The sequence below is a fragment of the Serinibacter arcticus genome, from assembly GCF_004786095.1.
GTDB lineage: Bacteria > Actinomycetota > Actinomycetes > Actinomycetales > Beutenbergiaceae > Litorihabitans > Litorihabitans arcticus.
This window is the reverse complement of record NZ_RHPJ01000003.1, coordinates 344,868-362,786: the sequence shown is the minus strand read 5'-3', so window position 1 is coordinate 362,786 and position 17,919 is coordinate 344,868. Positions and strand designations below refer to the sequence as shown.

The following is a 17,919-nucleotide window of genomic DNA, read 5'->3' as shown; positions in this document are numbered from 1 at the left end:
CTAGGTGGCATGTCCGACATCCAAGGATCCGACGGCGTCTCCCCCCGTCCCGCCCCGTTCCCGCTGCCCGAGACCGCCGGCACGCTCATCGAGCGGCTCGGCATCGTGATCGACGGCGACGGCGTCGGCGCCCGCACCTGCTCGGCGACCATGCCGGTCGAGGGCAACACCCAGCCGTACGGCCTGCTGCACGGCGGGGCGACGGCGGCGCTCGCCGAGACCGTGGGGTCCATCGCCGCACAGGCGCACGCCGGACCGGGCAGGGCCGCCGTCGGGCTGGAGCTGTCGATCACGCACCACCGCTCGGCGCGGGCCGGCACGGTGCGCGCGACGGCGACCGCCGTCCACCTGGGTCGCTCGAGCGCGACCTACCTCGTGGAGGTGACGGACGAGGCCGACCGGCGCATCAGCTCGGCCCGCCTGACCTGCCTCCTGCTCGACGGCGCGAGCGGTTCGACCACCGCGGGGGCGACCGGGAAGAGCTCGGTCTCGCCCTCCTGAGGCACGTGCTGGGCGCTGGCGCCCGCCAGGTCCAGGCCGCGGGGCGGGGTCGCGACGGCGTTCATGGCGCGACGGCGCGCGATCAGCGACTCCAGCCCCGTGCGGGGCGAGTCCTGACCGAGACGGCGCTGCAGGGTCGCGGTCTCGCACGCGCGGCGCGACCCGACGGCCGAGAACCCCAGGCGCGAGAGGAAGCGCTGCTCGCTGCGAGAGCCGGAGACCGGGAGCGTCACGATGGTGTCGGTGCCCGAGGCGGCGGCGAACACGGCCTGGTCGGCCAGCAGGGCCCGGCCGACGCCGCGACGGCGCCACTCGGGGCGGACGTAGAGGATCTCGATCTGGAGCCACGGCGTCTCGGAGAACAGCCCGGGCCGCTGGACGAGCGAGATGGCGGCGCCGACCTGGGCCCCCGAGACCTCCGCGACGGCGACACGGCCGGGGTGGTTGTCCATGAACGCGCGCAACCGCTCGAGAAGAACACCGGGCGCCGGAACGCCGAGCGGTGCACCCATGGGGTGCTCCGAACCGGCCTCCTCGAGGACGACGGCCAGCATCGGCAGATCCTCCGGACGCGCCGGGGTCACCGAGACGATTTCACGACCCACCGATCCACTCCCTTGCTGCTCGAGCTCCGGGGTGGAACATTACGCCGAGTGTGGCAACCTGTCGCCACCTCTCCGTTTACACGACCGACACATTCGAGAACCCCGTGGACACACAGCCGTCCTAGGTTCTGGAAGCCGAACGTTCACCAGTCGAACGACCGGCACTCGATCATCTGCCCCACGACTTGGAGCTGCTCGTGCTCGAAACAGCCCACCGAGCCGCGTCCCGCCGTCACCGGCGACGCGGCCTCGGACTCCTCCCCGGCCTGCTGCTGGGCCTGCTGCTCACCGCCGTGGTCGGCCTGGTGGCCGTCCCCGCGGGGGCGGCCCCGGCCGCCTGCTCTCCCGATGCGGCCACGGCCTGCATCCAGGGGACGCTGCGCACCTCGGCCGGGGAGCCCGCCGTCGGCGTGACCTTCGACGTCGAGGGACCCGCCGGCACCTTCCAGGGGGTGACGAACGACGCCGGACAGTGGAGCGTCGCCGTCACCGAGGCCGGTGAGTACACGGTCACGCTCGACGAGACGACCCTCCCGGCCGGTGAGTCCCTGCGGGACCCTGCCGCCAACCCCAAGACCGTCCAGGCGGACCTCGGGCGACGCCCCGGTGCGCTGTTCGCTCTCGGCGACCCCGCGGCGGCCCCCGCCCCCAGCGCGTCGGCGAGCTCGTCGGACGGCGCCGGTTCCGGGGACTCCCCGGAGTCGCCCGCCGCGCCCGAGGCCGGGGCGGCCTCCGAGGGCGGGGCCTCCGGTGAGAGCGCCGCGGCAGAGGGCTCCGGCAACAACCGGATCCTGCAGCTCGTCGTCTCGGGCCTCGTGTTCGGCCTCCTGCTCGCTCTCGCCTCGGTCGGCGCGAACCTCATCTACGGCACGACGGGCCTGAGCAACTTCGCCCACGGTGACCTCGTCACCCTCGGCGGCCTGATCGCGTTCACCGCCGTGCGCACGTGGGGACTGCCGCTGTGGTCGGCGATCATCATCGCCACCGCGGGCGGCATGGTCGCGGGTTGGCTGCTCGACGCCGGGATCTTCGCGCCGCTGCGGCGCCGCGGCGTGGGCGTCACGCAACAGCTCATCGTGACCATCGGTCTCGCCCTGTCGATGATCAACCTCTACCTCGTGCTCTACGGCGCGAGCCCGCTGCCGATCGTCTCCAGCATCTCGGAGCGCATCGATCTCGGACCCGTGTCGCTCTCGCAGCAGACGATCCTCTCGGTGGTGATCGCCGGCGTCGTGCTGGCCGCCGTCGCCCTCGTCCTGCAGCGCACCCGGATCGGGCGCGCGACCCGCGCGGTGTCGGACAACCCGCCCCTGGCGGCGGCGTCGGGCATCAAGGTCGCCTCGATCATCCGGGGCGTGTGGGTCTCCTCCGCGGGGCTCGCCTCGCTCGGTGGCGTGCTGATGGGCCTGTACCTCGGCTCGACCCGGTTCAACTTCGGATCGGTGCTGCTCCTGCTGATGTTCGCCGCGATCACGCTCGGCGGTCTCGGCTCCCCTCTCGGCGGCCTGCTCGGGGCCCTGGTGATCGGCCTCGTCGTCGAGCTCTCGACCCTCGTGCTCCCCAACGACCTGCGCTACGCGAGCGCGCTGGTCATTCTCATCGTCGTCCTGCTCGTGAGACCGCAGGGCATCCTCGGCCGAGCCCAGCGGATCGGATAGGTGCATCCCCATGGACTTCGCATCTCTGCTCACTGACGTCCTGCGTGAGGCCACCGGCCCCACCGCCATCGCCTACGCCCTCGCGGCCATCGGCCTCAACATCCACTTCGGTCTGACGGGCCTCATCAACATGGGCCAGGCGGGATTCATGCTGCTCGGGGCCTACGGGTTCGCGATCTCGACGATCGCCGGCCTGCCCCTGGTGGTCGCGTTCCTGATAGCCATCGGGTGCGCCGTCGTGTTCGCCCTCATCCTCGGTCTGCCGACGCTGAAGCTCCGCGGCGACTACCTGGCGATCGTGACGATCGCGGCCGCCGAGATCATCCGATTCATCGGCCGGTCCGTGGGTCTGAACGACCTCACGGGTGGCTCGCAGGGTCTGCTCGGCAACCAGTTCAAGTACTCCTTCGAGGGCGCGTCGCCGTTCGCGGACGGCCTGGTCGCCATCGGCCCGATCTCGCTCCAGATGAACGCCTCCAACTCGTGGTGGCTGCGCATCGTCGGCTGGGGCCTGGTGGCCCTCGCCTGCCTCATCGTGTTCCTCCTCCTGCGCAGCCCCTGGGGCCGCGTGCTCAAGGGCATCCGCGAGGACGAGGACGCCGTGCGCGCGCTCGGCAAGAACGTCTACACGTTCAAGCTGCAGTCACTGGTGCTGGGCGGTGTGTTCGGTGCCGTCGGAGGCATCGTGATCTCCTTGGCGAGCTCGGTGCAGCCGGACTCGCTCGGACGCCCGGTCACGTTCAACACCTGGACGATCCTGCTGCTCGGCGGGGCCGCCACGGTCTTCGGCCCGGTGCTCGGGTCGATCCTGTTCTGGGCGGCGCTCGTCCTGGTCCGCGGCCTGATGCGCGGCCTGATCCCGCCGGACGTCCTGTCCTCCACGGAGATCGAGCCGCTCGGCTTCGTGCTCGTCGGCATCACGCTGGTCCTGCTGATCGTGTTCCGACCACAGGGGATACTCGGAGACAAGAAGGAGCTGGCGATCAATGGCTGAGCCGATCGTGACGGACGCGGTGAACCCCGACGTCGTCGCCGCGCGCGATGCGCTGCGCGGTGTCGCCCACACCCCCGGGGTCGCGAAGCCGACCCCCCTCCTGGTGGCCGACGGCGTGCGCCGCACGTTCGGCGGCGTCAACGCCGTCGACGTCGAGCACCTCGAGGTCCAGAGCAACGTCATCACCGCCCTGATCGGCCCGAACGGTGCCGGCAAGACGACGTTCTTCAACCTCATGACCGGTTTCGACCGGCCCGACGCCGGCTCCTGGACGTTCGATGGAAAGTCGCTCGCGGGCGTCCCCGCCTCCCGCGTGTCCAAGTCCGGCATGGTCCGCACGTTCCAGCTCACCAAGGCGCTCTCGCGCATGACGGTGCTGGAGAACATGCGTCTCGGGGCGCGCGACCAGGTCGGCGAGGGCATGGGTGCCGCGCTGCTGCGCCCGCTGTGGCGCAAGCAGGAGAAGGAGGTCACGGAGAAGGCCCGCGACCTCCTGGCCCGCTTCAAGCTCGACACCAAGGAGAGCGACTTCGCCGGTTCGCTCTCGGGCGGTCAGCGCAAGCTGCTCGAGATGGCCCGCGCCCTGATGTCCGACCCGACGCTCGTCATGCTCGACGAGCCGATGGCCGGCGTGAACCCGGCGCTGACCCAGTCCCTGCTGGGCCACATCACCGCCCTGCGCGACAGCGGCACGAGCGTGCTGTTCGTCGAGCACGACATGCACATGGTCCGGCACATCTCGGACTGGGTCGTCGTGATGGCGGAGGGCAAGGTCGTCGCCGAGGGACCGCCCAAGGAGGTCATGGACGACCAGGCCGTGATCGACGCCTACCTGGGCTCGCACCACGACACCGACCTGGGCGACGACTCGCTGCTGGAGGAGGAGAGCGTCATCTCCGCCGAGGCGATGGCCGAGCTCGAGGCTGAGGAGGAGGCCAAGTGAGCCAGACGATCGACGACGCCCAGGTGCACCGTGGCGCGCCCACGGGCGAGCCGCTGCTGCACGCGGACAACCTCGAGGCCGGCTACCTGCCCGGCGTCAACATCCTGCAGGGCTGCTCGCTCGTGCTGCACCCGGGTGAGCTGGTCGGCATCATCGGCCCGAACGGTGCCGGGAAGTCGACTCTGCTCAAGGCGCTGTTCGGGCTGGTGAACATCCGCTCGGGCACGCTCACCCTCGAGGGGCAGTCGATCACCAACCTGCGCGCCGACACGCTCGTGAAGCGCGGTGTGGGCTTCGTCCCGCAGACGAACAACGTCTTCCCGAGCCTGACGATCGAGGAGAACCTGCAGATGGGCGTCTACCAGACGCCCGCCAAGTTCGCCGAGCGCGTCGGGGTCGTCATGGACCTGTTCCCGGAGCTGGGCAAGCGCCGCCGGCAGCGTGCGGGCGCCCTGTCGGGCGGTGAGCGGCAGATGGTCGCGATGGCCAGGGCGCTCATGCCCGAACCGTCGGTGCTGCTGCTGGACGAGCCGTCGGCCGGCCTGTCCCCCGTGCGCCAGGACGAGGCGTTCCTGCGCACCCGACGCATCAACAAGACCGGTGTCTCGGTCATCATCGTCGAGCAGAACGCTCGTCGTGCGCTCCAGATCTGCGACCGCGCCTATGTGCTCGACCAGGGCCGCAACGCCTACTCGGGCCCCGGCCGCGAGCTGATGAACGACCCCAAGGTCATCGAGCTGTACCTCGGCACGCTGGCCACGGACGTCGACGCCGCTCGCGCGACCGAGAACGAGGGCTGAGCGGGGCACCACCCGCCCGGCCCGCACGACGACGGCGCCCGCCACCTCCTCGAGGTGGCGGGCGCCGTCGTCGTCCCCCTGGAAGCGGCCTGTGCGCCTCGGAGCGCCTGTCCCGAGCCGCACACACCGTTTTCTCGGTCGGCCCCCGGGCACCCCGTCTCCCTGGTGAGAACGCCCGGTGCGGCCCGTGGGCGCCCCCCGAGCCGCACCCACCGTTCTCGGCCAGGGGCACCCTCGGTGAGAACGGCCGGTGCGGCCCGTGGGCGCCCCTCGAGCCGCACCCACCGTTCTCGGCCCCGCAGCCGCCCGAGGGGCGCCCCGCGGGCGCCCCTCGGGCGCCCGCGGGGCGCCACCCGGGCAGCACGACGACGGGCCCCGGTGCAGTGCACCGGGGCCCGTCGCGTCGCCGAGCAGCGCTCAGCGGAGGTCGTGCACGATCAGGACGTGGGAACCTCGCCCTGGACCGACTCGACGAACGCGTACTCGTTGTTCGCACCGAACTCGTAGATGCCGATGAACGCGGAGGACGGGTCGTTGGCGTCGTTGAACGGACCGACGCCGGAGACGGCCTGGTAGATGATGTCCTCGCCGTCAGCGACGAGCGTGGAGCACTCCTCCCAGCCGGTGCACTCGGTGCCGCCGTCGGCGCCCGAGACGGCCGCCATGTTCTCCTGGATGGCCTGGCCGGAGGCCTCGCCACCCTTGAGCGCGGCGAGGGCCGCGAGCATCGTGGCGTCGTAGGACTCGGCGCCGTAGGAGAAGTCCTTGAGGTCGGGGTTGACCTCGAGCATGCGGCCCTGGAACTCGTCGGACGGGAACGCGCCCGGGAGGGTGCCCTTGGCGCCCTCGAGCGTGCCCTCGGGGAAGCCGACGTCGCCCTCGGTGCCGAAGTTCTGCAGGTTGCCGTCCACGAAGTACACGCGGCTCATGTCCCACCCCTGGGCGGCGAGCTCACGCACGATCAGCGGCGTCTGGGTCGTGAACGCGATGATGGCGATCGCGTCAGGACCGGAGGCGATGGTGTCGGACACGATCGAGGAGAAGTTCGTCTCGTTCGGGTCGAACTCCTGGCCCTCGGCACCGTAGACGAGCGTGCCGCCGGCGTCGGTCACGACACCCTCGACGACGTCGCGCAGCGACGTGCCGTAGGGGTCGTTGAACACGACGGTGGCGACGTTGGCGGCGCCGTCGGCGATCATGAGGTTCGCGAGCGCGTCACCCTGGACGGTGTCCGGCGGCGCGGTGCGGAAGTAGAAGTCGCTGTAGCCCGACAGGTCGGTGGCCGTGTTGGCCGGCGAGATCTGAACGATGTTCGCACCCGTGATGTCGTCGACGACGTTGAACGTCACGCCCGAGGAGGCCGCACCGATGATGGCGTGCACGCCCTCGGAGATGAGGCCCTGGGAGGACTCCGTCGCCACGGCCGCGTTCTCGGTGTCGGAGGAGTCGGTGTGGGAGACCTCGACGTCGGCGCCGAACACGCCGCCCGCCTCGTTGATCTCCTGGACCGCGAGGTCGACGCCGGCGATCTCGGGCGGGCCGAGCTGGGCGAGCGAACCGGTCACCGGAAGCAGCGTCCCGATCTTCAGCGGGTCCCCGCTGGCCTCGCTGGAGCCGGTCTCGCCGCCGGAGGTGGACTCGGACGAGCCCTCGCCGGACTCGCCGCTGCTGCACGCAGCCAGTACGAGCGCGACCGCGCCCGCGACCGCCGCGACGCGCGCGATGGATCGGTTCATGTGGTTCTCCTTGTCATGGCCAGCCGCCCGGTGGCGGCACGGTCGTAGGGGAAGCACACCGCAGTTGTGTGTCCGGCGTGTGACGTAGCAGTCACGCTGCCATCACGGTTGACAACGATGCGGTAACGCTTCCACACCCTTGTGGAAGCTCCGTCGCGGATGCGCCGGAACGCTACTCGTCGTCCCCGACCTGGTCGATGACGGCGTCGGCGACCTCGCGCATCGTGAGGCGACGGTCCATCGAGGTCTTCTGGATCCAGCGGAAGGCCTCGGGCTCGGTCAGCCCCATGCGCGTCATCAGCAGACCCTTGGCGCGGTCGACGCGCTTGCGCGTCTCGAAGCGGTCGGCCAGGTCGGCGACCTCGCTCTCGAGGGCGACGATCTCGGCGTGGCGGTGCAGCGCGATCTCGATCGCGGGGAGCAGGTCCGCCTGCGTGAACGGCTTGACGACGTAGGCCATGGCGCCGGCGTCGCGCGCCCGCTCCACGAGCTCGGTCTGCGAGAAGGCGGTGAGCAGCACGACCGGCGCGATGCGGTCGCGGCCGATGCGCTCGGCGGCCGAGATCCCGTCGAGCACGGGCATCTTCACGTCCATGACCACCAGGTCGGGCTTGAGCTCGGTCGCGAGCTGGACGGCGGTCTCACCGTCGCCCGCCTCACCGACGACGTCGAAGCCGGCCTCGACGAGCGTCTCCACCACGTCCATGCGGATCAGGGCCTCGTCCTCGGCGACGACGACGCGGCGCCCCTTGCCGATGCCGTTGCCGGAGGCGGACCCGACGGCCTCGTCGGTGCCGGCGGTCTCGTCCACGGGCGAATTCTCGTTCTCGGTGCTCACCCGGGTAGCCTAGTCCCCCGCACGCCCCGGTAGCCCAACTGGCAGAGGCAGTCGGCTCAAACCCGGCACAGTGAGGGTTCGAATCCCTCCCGGGGCACCCCGCACCCTGGCTGACCTGCGGCGACGTCGCCGTCGCCCGCGACCGAGCGCTCCGTGAGAAACCTCACCCGGAAGCCAGCCACGCGAGTGCTCCCCGCGCCGCCAGCACCCCCGTGCTGAAGGACGCCTGCAGCAGGTACCCACCCGTCGGCGCCTCCCAGTCGAGCATCTCCCCCGCCGCGAAGACGCCGGGCAGCCTCCGGAGCATGAGGCCGTCGTCGACCTCGGACCACGCGATGCCCCCGGCGGTCGAGATGGCACGCTCGAGCGGCATCGTGCCCGTCACCGTGACCGGAACGCCCTTGACCAGGGCCGCGACCCCGTCAGCGTCCGGCGGCAGCGCGCCGCCGCCCGCCTCGCGCAGCAGACCGATCGAGACGGGGTCGAGCCCGAGGGAGCGGCGCAGCCAGGAGGATGCGGAGTCCTTGGGACGACGACGGCGCAACCGGTCCGCGAGGTCGGCCCGCGTCAGGTCCGGGCGCAGGTCGACCTCGAGCACGCAGGTCCCGTCGGCGTCCAGCACGTCGCGGACGGCGGCACCGACGGCGTAGACCGGCCCGCCCTCGATCCCGGAGGTCGTGAGCATGGCGTCGCCCCGCGAGACGGTGCCGACGGCGTCGACGCCCGACCGGTCCCCCGTGCGCACGCGCAGCGCGACGTGCTTGAGCGGGACGCCGGCGAAGCGCTCCGCGAACGTCGTCGACCACGACGCGCGCAGACCCACGTTCGCGGCCCGGAGCGGTGACACGACGACTCCGCGCTCGGCGAGCAGCGGCGTCCAGGAGCCGTCGGAACCGAGCCGCGGCCAGGAGCCTCCCCCGAGCGCCAGCACGACGACGTCGGGCGCCACCCGCCGCACCGCCCCGTCCGACTCCTCGATCAGGATCGACGGCGTCACCCCGCCCGACCGCGCGGCATCCGGTTCGCTCTCGCCCCACGCGACCCAGCGCTCCCGCGACGCGACCACGACACCCTGCTCGGCCAACCGCGACCGCCACGCCCGCACGAGCGAGTTCGCGCGGAACGTCTCGGGAAAGACCCGCCTGCTGGACCCGACGAAGGTCGGCTCCCCCAGGGCCTCGCACCAGTCGCGCAGATCGTCGGGCGAGAACGCGTCCAGCGCGGGCGAGAGACGCGCCGCGGACGAGCCGTACCGCTCGATGAAGGGCGCGCGGTCCTCGCTGTGCGTGATGTTGAGCCCGCCGTGGCCGGCGATGAGGAGCTTGCGCAGCGTGGAGGGCTTGCGCTCGTGGACCGTCACGTCGACGCCGGCGGCCGCCAGCACCTCGGCCGCCGTGAGCCCGGCGGGTCCGCCCCCGACGACGCTCGCCGTCGTCACGGAGCGACGCGGGCGTCGAGGAGGGGCATCGCTCGAACCTAGTCCACCCGCTCCGGCACGACACCTCCACACCCCGGCGAGGACCGTCACGGGTCGCGCCACGCGGCCACCAGGAACCCCCGCACGGCGCTCCTCGCATCGTGCCCACGACAACTGCCGAGCAGTCACCTCGACCGACGGCGCCCACCTCCCGGCCGAGGCGCGCGCGGCCGGCGATGCGAGCCACGTCCGTGCGCTCGAGCTCCTGGTGCATGAGGAGCAGCGGCCCGCCGCCCTGTTCCTCGTGGCCGAGACCGTCGCCACGGGGTACGTCGAGACGCTCGCGCGGTACGCCCCGGACGCCGTCGTCCGCGGCATCGGTCGACGGGTGGCGCTGGACGAGGTCAACCACGTCCAGCGCCAGATCGACCGGATGCACCTCGCGCTCGCCCCGGTCCCTGCGCCCGTGCGCTCCCTCCTGCGCGGCGTGTGGACGCTCGCCGCCGCGGGGGCCGCGACGGTGCTCGTGCTGGACCACGCCGCGTCGTTGCGTGCCGTGGGCCTGACGCCCGCCGGGACGTGGCTCGGCGCGATGCGCTCGTTCCTGACGGCCTCGCGTGCCGCCGCCCCCGGCGACCTCGCGGGACTCCCCGGTCACCGTCTCCCCGGGCCCGACGACGCCGCCGCCGCCGCCGCCGACCGGAGCGCACGCACCCCCGCCTGAGAACGACGCACGGCCGGCTCCCCGGAGGGAGCCGGCCGTGCGTCGTGCCGGTCGTGCCGGCGATGCGTCCGAGGCGTCAGGCCGTCGGCGCGTGACGGTCGGAGTCGTCACCGATCGTGTGGACCTGCACCAGGTTGGTGGTGCCGGCGCGGCCGACGGGCGCACCCGAGACGACGACGACGCGGTCGCCGGGGGCGACGTAGCCGCGCTCCTGGAGCGAGGCGTCGACGGCGGCGACCATGGCGTCCGTGTGCGGGACGGTCGGCGTCACGATGGTCGTCACGCCCCAGCTCAGCGCCAGCTGACGGCGCGTGCGCTCGTCGGGCGTGAACGCGATCAGCGGGAGCTCGGAGCGCAGGCGCGACATGCGGCGGGCCGAGTCGCCCGACTGCGTGAACGTCACCAGGTACTTGGCGTCGAGCGTCTTGCCGATCTGGTTGGCGGCCGCCGTGATGACACCGCCGCGCGTGTGCGGCGTGGAGGTGAAGGCCGCGATGCGCTCGAGGCCGTGCTCCTCGGTCGCCTCGATGATGCGAGCCATCGTGCGCACGCAGTCGATCGGGAACTGGCCCACGGAGGTCTCGCCGGACAGCATGACCGCGTCGGCGCCGTCGAGCACCGCGTTGGCGCAGTCGGAGGTCTCGGCGCGCGTCGGACGCGGCGAGCTGATCATGGACTCGAGCACCTGGGTGGCCACGATGACCGGCTTCGCGTTGCGACGCGCGAGGGCGACGGCCTCCTTCTGCACGAGCGGGACCCGCTCGAGGGGGAGCTCGACGCCGAGGTCGCCGCGGGCGACCATGATGCCGTCGAACGCGTCGATGATCTCGGCGAGGTTGTCGACCGCCTGCGGCTTCTCGATCTTCGCGATGACCGGGACCTTGATGCCCTCCTCCGCCATGATGACGGCGACGTCGTCGTAGTCCTTGGCGCTGCGCACGAAGGACAGCGCGATGAAGTCGGCCTTGAGGCGCAGCGCCCAGCGCAGGTCCTCCTCGTCCTTGTCGCTCATGGCGGGGACGGAGACGGCGACGCCGGGCAGGTTGATGCCCTTGTTGTTGGAGACGGGGCCGGGGACCTCGACGACGGTGACGACGTCGGTGTCGGTGACCTCGGTGACGCGGACGGTCACCTTGCCGTCGTCGATCAGCAGGCGGTCGCCGACGGTGCAGTCGCCGGGCAGACCCTTGTAGGTCGTGCCCACGAGCTCCTTGGTGCCGGGCACGTCGCGCGTGGTGATGGTGAAGACGTCACCGACGGCGAGGTCGTGCTTGCCGTCGACGAAGCGCTCCAGGCGGATCTTCGGGCCCTGGAGGTCCACCAGGATCGCGACGGCGCGGCCGGCCTTCTCGGCGGCGGCGCGCACGCTCGCGATGATCTCCTCGTGCTCGGAGGCATCGCCGTGGCTGCGGTTGATACGGGCGACATCCATGCCGGCGTCGACCAGCTCCTGGATCTTCTCGGGGGAGGCCGTCGCGGGGCCCATGGTGCAGACGATCTTTGCTCTACGCATGTGGTCAGCCTAGTTCGGTCGAGGGGCGAGCCGACAGCCGGAGGTCCCGGACAGGTCGGCGGGGTGGACGATCTGGTGGTGGGCGGCGGCGTTCAGGCCGCGAAGCCCTGGTCGGACGGGCGCACCGGCGACGGCAGCTCGGTCGACCCCGTGAGGTAGGCGTCGACGGCGGCGGCGCACGCGCGCCCCTCGGCGATCGCCCAGACGATGAGGGACTGGCCGCGACCGGCGTCGCCGGCGACGTACACGCCGGGGACGGCCGTGGCGTAGTCCTCGCCGCGCTCGAACGGACCGCGCGGCGAGACCGCGACGCCGATCTGGGCGGCGGCGCTGGCGGCGTCGGGGCCGGTGAAGCCCATGGCGATGAGGACCAGGTCGGCCGGTACCTCGCGCTCGGTGCCGGCCTTCGGGGCGCGACGCCCGTCGGGGAGGTACTCGGTCTCCGCGACGCGCAGCGCCTGGACGTGACCCTCACCGAGGAGCTGCACGGTCGAGGCGAGGAACGCGCGCTCGCCGCCCTCCTCGTGCGACGTCGAGATCTCCATGACCCGGGGCGTGGTCGGCCACGGCTGGTCGGTGGGCCGCTCGACCGGGGGCTGGTAGCCGATCGCCAGGGTCGTGACCGAGGCCGCACCCTGGCGCAGCGCGGTGCCGAGGCAGTCGGAGCCGGTGTCGCCACCGCCGATGATGATGACGTGCTTGCCCTCGGCCGTGATCTGGTCGGGCACCTCGGCGCCCCCCACGACCGCGTTCGCCTGGGCGAGGTAGGTCATGGCCCACTCGACGCCGTCGAGGTCCTCACCCTGCACGCGGAGCCCGCGGGGCTCGGTCGCGCCGACCGCGACGACGACGGCGTCGAACCGCGCCCGCAGGTCGTCCCACGTCATGTCCTCGCCGATGCTGACGCCGGTGCGGAACCGCGTCCCCTCGGCCTCCATCTGCGCGACCCTGCGGTCGATGTGGAACTTCTCGAGCTTGAAGTCGGGCACGCCGTAGCGCAGGAGACCGCCGATGGCGTCGTCCTTCTCGAACACGACCACGGTGTGGCCGGCCCGGGTGAGCTGCTGGGCCGCGGCGAGACCGGCGGGGCCGGAGCCGACGACGGCGACGGTCGAGTCCGTGAGGCGCTCGGGCACGGCGGGGACGACGTAGCCGCGCTCCCACGCCTCGTCGATGATGGAGACCTCGACGTTCTTGATCGTCACGGGCGGCTGGTTGATGCCGAGCACGCAGCTGCTCTCGCAGGGCGCAGGGCAGATCCGACCGGTGAACTCCGGGAAGTTGTTGGTCGCGTGCAGCCGGTCGATCGCGTCGTCCCACTGCTCGCGCCAGACCAGGTCGTTCCACTCCGGGATGAGGTTGCCCAGCGGGCAGCCCTGGTGGCAGAACGGCACACCGCAGTCCATGCAGCGTCCGGCCTGGCGCTTGAGGTACGGGCTGTCGCCGACGCGGTGCTCGTGCACCTCCTTCCAGTCCGACAGGCGCAGCGGCACGGGGCGCGACGTGGGGAGCTCGCGCTCCCTGGTGGACAGGAATCCGCGCGGGTCAGCCATGAGCTGCCTCCAAGATCTCGTCCCAGGCGCCGGGGGCGGCCGGGTCCAGGCCACGCTCCGCCGCGTCCGCCAGGACCTGGGTCATCCGGGCGTAGTGGGCGGGCAGGATCCTGGTGAAGCGGTCGAGCGTGCCGTTCAGGTCGGTGAGCAGGTTCGTCGCGAGCGGCGAGTCCGTCTCCTCCTGGTGGCGGCGCAGGAGCGACGCCACGCGGTCACGGTCGGTGTCGGACAGGGGGGACAGCAGCAGGTCGCCGGCCTCGACGGCGGCGGCGTTCACCTGTCGCTCGTCGAGGTCCAGCACGTACGCGGTGCCGCCGGACATGCCGGCACCGACGTTGCGGCCCATGCGGCCGAGGACCACGACCACTCCCCCGGTCATGTACTCCAGGGCGTGGTCACCCGTGCCCTCCACCACCAGCGTGGCGCCGGAGTTGCGGACGCCGAAGCGCTCGCCCGCGAGTCCGCACAGGAACACCTCGCCCGACGTGGCGCCGTAGCCCACGACGTTGCCGGCGATGACGTGCGAGGCGGGGTCGAAGCTCGCGGCGCGGTCGGGGCGCACGATGATCCGTCCGCCCGACAGGCCCTTGCCGACGTAGTCGTTGGCGTCGCCCAGCAGGCGCAGCGTGATGCCGCCGGGAAGGAACGCGCCGAGCGACTGCCCGGCCGACCCGGTCAGGGTGACGTCGATCGTGTCGGTGGCCAGGCCGCCGTCGCCGTACCGCTTGGCGACCTCGTGCCCGAGCATCGTGCCCACGGTGCGGTTGACGTTCCGGACGGGCAGCGAGATCCGCACGGGCTCGCCGTTCTCCAGCGCGTCGGCGCTCAGCGCCACGAGCTGGTTGTCCAGCGCGCGGTCGAGCCCGTGGTCCTGGGCCTGCGTGCGCACGAGCGACGAGCCGGGGACCGGCTCCGGCCGCGCCAGGACGGGCCCGAGGTCGAGGCCGCGCGCCTTCCAGTGGTCGACGGCGTCACGCGCGTCGAGCACCTGGACCTGGCCGACGGCCTCGTCCAGCGTGCGGAAGCCGAGCTCGGCGAGCAGCTCGCGGACCTCCTGCGCGATGTACTCGAAGAACGTCACGACGAACTCCGGCTTGCCGGTGAACCGGGCGCGCAGCTCGGGGTTCTGCGTGGCGACGCCGACCGGGCACGTGTCCAGGTGGCACACGCGCATCATGATGCAGCCGGAGACGACCATCGGCGCCGTGGCGAAGCCGTACTCCTCGGCGCCCATGAGGGCGGCGATGACGACGTCGCGACCGGTCTTGAGCTGACCGTCGACCTGCACCGTGATCCGGTCGCGCAGGTTGTTCAGCACGAGCGTCTGCTGGGTCTCGGCGAGGCCGATCTCCCAGGGGGTGCCGGCGTGCTTGAGGGAGGTGAGCGGGCTGGCGCCCGTCCCGCCGTCGTGCCCCGAGATGAGCACGACGTCGGCGTGCGCCTTGGAGACGCCGGCCGCGACCGTGCCCACGCCGAACTCGCTGACGAGCTTGACGTGCACGCGGGCCGCCGGGTTGGCGTTCTTCAGGTCGTGGATCAGCTGCGCGAGATCCTCGATCGAGTAGATGTCGTGGTGCGGCGGCGGCGAGATCAGCCCGACGCCGGGCGTGGAGTGCCGCGTGCTGGCGACCCACGGGTAGACCTTGTTGCCGGGCAGCTGGCCGCCCTCGCCGGGCTTGGCGCCCTGCGCGAGCTTGATCTGCAGGTCGTCCGCGTTGGTCAGGTACTCCGCCGTCACGCCGAAGCGGCCGGACGCGATCTGCTTGACCTTGCTGCGGCGCTCGGGGTCGTGCAGGCGGTCGGTCTGCTCGCCGCCCTCTCCCGTGTTGGAGCGCCCGCCGAGGCGGTTCATCGCGATCGCGAGCGTCTCGTGCGTCTCCTGCGAGATGGACCCGTAGGACATCGCGCCCGTGTTGAAGCGCGTGACGATCGACTCGATCGGCTCGACCTCGTCGATCGGGATGCTCGGGCGGTCGGAGGACAGGCGCAGGAGACCGCGCAGCGTCATCAGCCGCGTGGAGGCGTCGTTCACCCGGTCGGTGTACTTGCGGAAGATGTCGTAGCGACGCTCGCGCGTGGCGTGCTGGAGCCGGAAGACCGTCTCGGGGTCGAACAGGTGCTCCTCACCGCCGCGGCGCCACTGGTACTCGCCGCCGACGTCGAGGTGCTGGTGGGCCACCTGGTTGCCCGACGGCGGGTAGGCGACGGCGTGCCGCGCGGCGACCTCGGCGGCGACCACGTCGAGCCCGATGCCGCTGAGGCGCGACGTGGTGCCCGTGAAGTAGGCGTCGACGAGCTCGTGGCTCAGGCCGACGGCCTCGAACACCTGGGCACCGCGGTAGGAGGAGATCGTGGAGATCCCCATCTTGCTCATGACCTTCAGGACGCCCTTGCCGAGGCCCTTGATGAGGTTGGCGACAGCCTTCTCGGGCGAGACCGAGACGTAGCCGGAGCGCGCGAGCTCCTCGACCGACTCCATCGCGAGGTAGGGGTTGACCGCGGCCGCGCCGTAGCCGATCAGGAGCGCGACGTGGTGCACCTCGCGCACGTCACCCGCCTCGACCACGAGCGAGATCTGCGTGCGGGTGTGCTTGCGCAGCGTGTGGTGGTGGACGGCCGAGAGCAGGAGCAGCGACGGGATCGGTGCGTGCTCCTGGTCGGAGTTGCGGTCGGACAGCACCAGGAAGCTCGCACCGTTCGCGACGGCGCGGTCGACCTGGGCGCAGATCTCGGTCAGCCGCTCACGCAGCGCGTCCTCGCCGCCCGCGACGCGGTAGGTGCCGCGCACGACGACGGAGCGGAACTTGCCGATCATGTCGGGGTCGCGGTCGACCTTGACGATCTTGGCGAGCTGGTCGTTGTCGAGCACCGGGAACGGCAGCACGAGCTTGCGCGCGTGCAGCGGCGTGTCCTGCAGCAGGTTCGGCTCGGGACCGATCGCGCCGCCGAGCGACGTGACGAGCTCCTCGCGGATGGCGTCCAGCGGCGGGTTGGTCACCTGCGCGAACATCTGCGTGAAGTAGTCGAACAGCATCCGCGGACGCCCGGACAGGACGGCGATCGGCGTGTCCGTCCCCATCGCGCCCAGCGGCTCGGCCGCGTTGGTCGCCATCGGGGTCAGGAGGATGCGCAGCTCCTCCTCGGTGTAGCCGAACGTGCGCTGACGGCGCAGCACCGAGGCGGCGGTGTGGCGCACGTGCTCGCGGTCGGGCAGCTGGTCCAGCGAGACGGCGTGCTCCTCGAGCCACTGCGCGTACGGACGCTCGGCCGACAGCGCGGCCTTGACCTCGTGGTTGGCCACGATGCGGCCGGCACCCGTGTCGACCAGGAACATCTTGCCGGGCTCGAGCCGGCCCTTGCTCACGACGGTGGCGGGGTCGATGTCGAGCACGCCGGCCTCGGACGCGAGCACGACCAGACCGTCCTGCGTGACCCAGTAGCGCCCGGGGCGCAGGCCGTTGCGGTCCAGGACGGCGCCGATGAGGGTGCCGTCCGTGAACGTCAGGCAGGCCGGCCCGTCCCACGGCTCCATGAGCGTGGAGTGGTACTCGTAGAACGCCTTGAGGGCGGGATCCATGGTCGCGTGGTTCTCCCACGCCTCCGGGATCATCATCAGGACGGCGTGCGGCAGCGACCGGCCGCCGAGGTGGAGGAGCTCCACGACCTCGTCGAACGTCTGGCTGTCGCTCGCGCCCGGGGTGACCACCGGCAGGAGCGGGGCGAGGTCGCCGAGCACGTCGCTGCGCAGCATGCCCTCGCGGGCCGCCATCCAGTTGCGGTTGCCCTTGACCGTGTTGATCTCGCCGTTGTGCGCGATGGAGCGGAACGGCTGCGCCAGCGGCCAGGACGGGAACGTGTTGGTGGAGAACCGCGAGTGCACGAGCGCGAGCTCGCTCGCGTAGCGCGGGTCGGACAGGTCGGGGAAGAACGGCTCGAGCTGCGCCGTCGTCAGCATGCCCTTGTAGACCACCGTGCGCGTGGAGAGCGAGGCGAGGTAGATCTCGAGCTGGCGCTCGATGCGCTTGCGGACGCGGTAGGCGCGGCGCTCGAGGTCGATGCCGGCCAGCGGCGCGCCGTCGTCGTCCCGACCCGCCACGACCAGCTGGCGGAACGTGGGCATGCTGGCGCGCGCCGACGGGCCCACGAGGTCGACGACGACGGGGACGTCGCGCCACGCGAGGAGGTCGAGACCCTCGTCGGCCACGACGGCGGCGATCGCCTGCTGGGCCGCGGTCGCCTCGTCGGCGTCCTGCGGGAGGAACGCCATGCCGATGGCGTAGCTGCCCACGGGCGGGAGCTCGGCGTCGATGACGTCGCGCAGGAACGCGTCGGGCACCTGCGTGAGGATGCCGGCGCCGTCGCCGGTGTTCACCTCGGCGCCGACCGCGCCGCGGTGGTCAAGGTTGAGCAGGGCCGTCAGACCGGCGTCGACGATGTCGCGTCCCGGCGTGCCACGCATGGTGGCGACGAAGGCCACGCCGCAGGCGTCGTGCTCGTCTGCGGGGTGGTACAGCCCAGTCTCGCCGGGGGCCGTGAGGGCCTGGCCGGACTCGTGCGCCCACTGCGTTCTCACCATGCGGCGACCGTCCTTACTTCCTGCCACCTCGGCAGGAGCTCAACGCCTGAAAAGTACGGGA

Annotated in this window: 12 protein-coding genes, 1 tRNA gene and 1 pseudogene; 7 read left to right on the top strand and 7 right to left on the bottom strand. The window is 71.8% G+C overall.

Going from position 1 to position 17,919, the window contains the following annotated elements:
• Positions 1-9 precede the first annotated feature (9 nt).
• Positions 10-501: a PaaI family thioesterase gene (locus SERN_RS10740; protein ID WP_135850122.1), complete on the top strand. Its 492-nt coding sequence runs from the start codon at positions 10-12 to the stop codon at positions 499-501.
• A 164-nt stretch (positions 502-665) separates the two neighbouring features.
• Here SERN_RS10740 and SERN_RS15830 read toward each other — a convergent pair.
• A pseudogene (locus tag SERN_RS15830) lies at positions 666-1,013 on the bottom strand (GNAT family N-acetyltransferase); the annotation flags it as partial.
• Between the two features lie 290 nt (positions 1,014-1,303).
• Between SERN_RS15830 and SERN_RS10730 the strand changes: the two are divergent.
• Genes SERN_RS10730 through SERN_RS10715 form a run of 4 tightly spaced genes read left to right on the top strand, consistent with a single transcriptional unit; the run spans position 1,304 to position 5,501 of the window.
• Positions 1,304-2,764: a branched-chain amino acid ABC transporter permease gene (locus tag SERN_RS10730; RefSeq protein WP_233251620.1), complete on the top strand. Its 1,461-nt coding sequence runs from the start codon at positions 1,304-1,306 to the stop codon at positions 2,762-2,764.
• A gap of 10 nt (positions 2,765-2,774) precedes the next feature.
• Positions 2,775-3,758, top strand: a complete 984-nt coding sequence (locus SERN_RS10725; RefSeq protein ID WP_135850120.1) for a branched-chain amino acid ABC transporter permease — start codon at positions 2,775-2,777, stop codon at positions 3,756-3,758.
• Positions 3,751-4,701, top strand: a complete 951-nt coding sequence (locus tag SERN_RS10720; RefSeq protein ID WP_135850119.1) for an ABC transporter ATP-binding protein — start codon at positions 3,751-3,753, stop codon at positions 4,699-4,701. Before SERN_RS10725 ends, SERN_RS10720 begins: the two co-directional genes overlap by 8 nt.
• Positions 4,698-5,501: an ABC transporter ATP-binding protein gene (locus SERN_RS10715; protein WP_135850118.1), complete on the top strand. Its 804-nt coding sequence runs from the start codon at positions 4,698-4,700 to the stop codon at positions 5,499-5,501. Before SERN_RS10720 ends, SERN_RS10715 begins: the two co-directional genes overlap by 4 nt.
• 437 nt (positions 5,502-5,938) lie before the next feature.
• Here the strand turns inward: SERN_RS10715 and SERN_RS10710 are convergent, their stop codons facing one another.
• Both SERN_RS10710 and SERN_RS10705 read right to left on the bottom strand, forming a co-directional pair.
• Positions 5,939-7,237: an ABC transporter substrate-binding protein gene (locus SERN_RS10710; protein WP_135850117.1), complete on the bottom strand. Its 1,299-nt coding sequence runs from the start codon at positions 7,235-7,237 to the stop codon at positions 5,939-5,941.
• 172 nt (positions 7,238-7,409) lie between these two features.
• Positions 7,410-7,994: an ANTAR domain-containing response regulator gene (locus SERN_RS10705; protein ID WP_233251677.1), complete on the bottom strand. Its 585-nt coding sequence runs from the start codon at positions 7,992-7,994 to the stop codon at positions 7,410-7,412.
• A gap of 104 nt (positions 7,995-8,098) precedes the next feature.
• Between SERN_RS10705 and SERN_RS10700 the strand changes: the two genes are divergently transcribed.
• A tRNA-Leu gene (locus SERN_RS10700) sits at positions 8,099-8,172 on the top strand.
• Between the two features lie 66 nt (positions 8,173-8,238).
• Here SERN_RS10700 and SERN_RS10695 read toward each other — a convergent pair.
• Positions 8,239-9,513 carry a BaiN/RdsA family NAD(P)/FAD-dependent oxidoreductase gene (locus SERN_RS10695; RefSeq protein WP_233251619.1) on the bottom strand — a complete coding sequence of 425 codons (1,275 nt, stop codon included), beginning with the start codon at positions 9,511-9,513 and terminating at the stop codon, positions 8,239-8,241.
• A gap of 247 nt (positions 9,514-9,760) precedes the next feature.
• On the opposite strand from SERN_RS10695, the gene SERN_RS10690 reads away from it, so the two are divergent.
• Positions 9,761-10,216 carry a hypothetical protein gene (locus SERN_RS10690; RefSeq protein WP_199241617.1) on the top strand — a complete coding sequence of 152 codons (456 nt, stop codon included), beginning with the start codon at positions 9,761-9,763 and terminating at the stop codon, positions 10,214-10,216.
• A 76-nt stretch (positions 10,217-10,292) separates the two neighbouring features.
• Here the strand turns inward: SERN_RS10690 and pyk are convergent, their stop codons facing one another.
• From pyk to gltB, 3 genes are all read right to left on the bottom strand, one after another.
• Positions 10,293-11,729, bottom strand: coding sequence for a pyruvate kinase (gene pyk / locus SERN_RS10685; RefSeq protein WP_135850114.1), 1,437 nt, complete (start codon positions 11,727-11,729; stop codon positions 10,293-10,295).
• 92 nt (positions 11,730-11,821) lie between these two features.
• Complete coding sequence (locus tag SERN_RS10680) at positions 11,822-13,282, bottom strand: glutamate synthase subunit beta (RefSeq protein ID WP_135850113.1); 1,461 nt, start codon at positions 13,280-13,282, stop codon at positions 11,822-11,824.
• On the bottom strand, positions 13,275-17,858 hold the full coding sequence (gene gltB / locus SERN_RS10675; RefSeq protein ID WP_135850112.1) for a glutamate synthase large subunit: 4,584 nt from the start codon (positions 17,856-17,858) through the stop codon (positions 13,275-13,277). Before gltB ends, SERN_RS10680 begins: the two co-directional genes overlap by 8 nt.
• Positions 17,859-17,919 lie beyond the last annotated feature (61 nt).

Excerpts from the sequence above, each read along its gene's own strand:
- SERN_RS10740 (WP_135850122.1), top strand. The coding sequence starts at position 10 with ATGTCCGACATCCAAGGATCCGACGGCGTCTCCCCCCGTCCCGCCCCG.
- SERN_RS10725 (WP_135850120.1), top strand. The coding sequence starts at position 2,775 with ATGGACTTCGCATCTCTGCTCACTGACGTCCTGCGTGAGGCCACCGGC.
- SERN_RS10720 (WP_135850119.1), top strand. The coding sequence starts at position 3,751 with ATGGCTGAGCCGATCGTGACGGACGCGGTGAACCCCGACGTCGTCGCC.
- SERN_RS10710 (WP_135850117.1), bottom strand. The coding sequence starts at position 7,237 with ATGAACCGATCCATCGCGCGCGTCGCGGCGGTCGCGGGCGCGGTCGCG.
- pyk (WP_135850114.1), bottom strand. The coding sequence starts at position 11,729 with ATGCGTAGAGCAAAGATCGTCTGCACCATGGGCCCCGCGACGGCCTCC.
- SERN_RS10680 (WP_135850113.1), bottom strand. The coding sequence starts at position 13,282 with ATGGCTGACCCGCGCGGATTCCTGTCCACCAGGGAGCGCGAGCTCCCC.
- gltB (WP_135850112.1), bottom strand. The coding sequence starts at position 17,858 with ATGGTGAGAACGCAGTGGGCGCACGAGTCCGGCCAGGCCCTCACGGCC.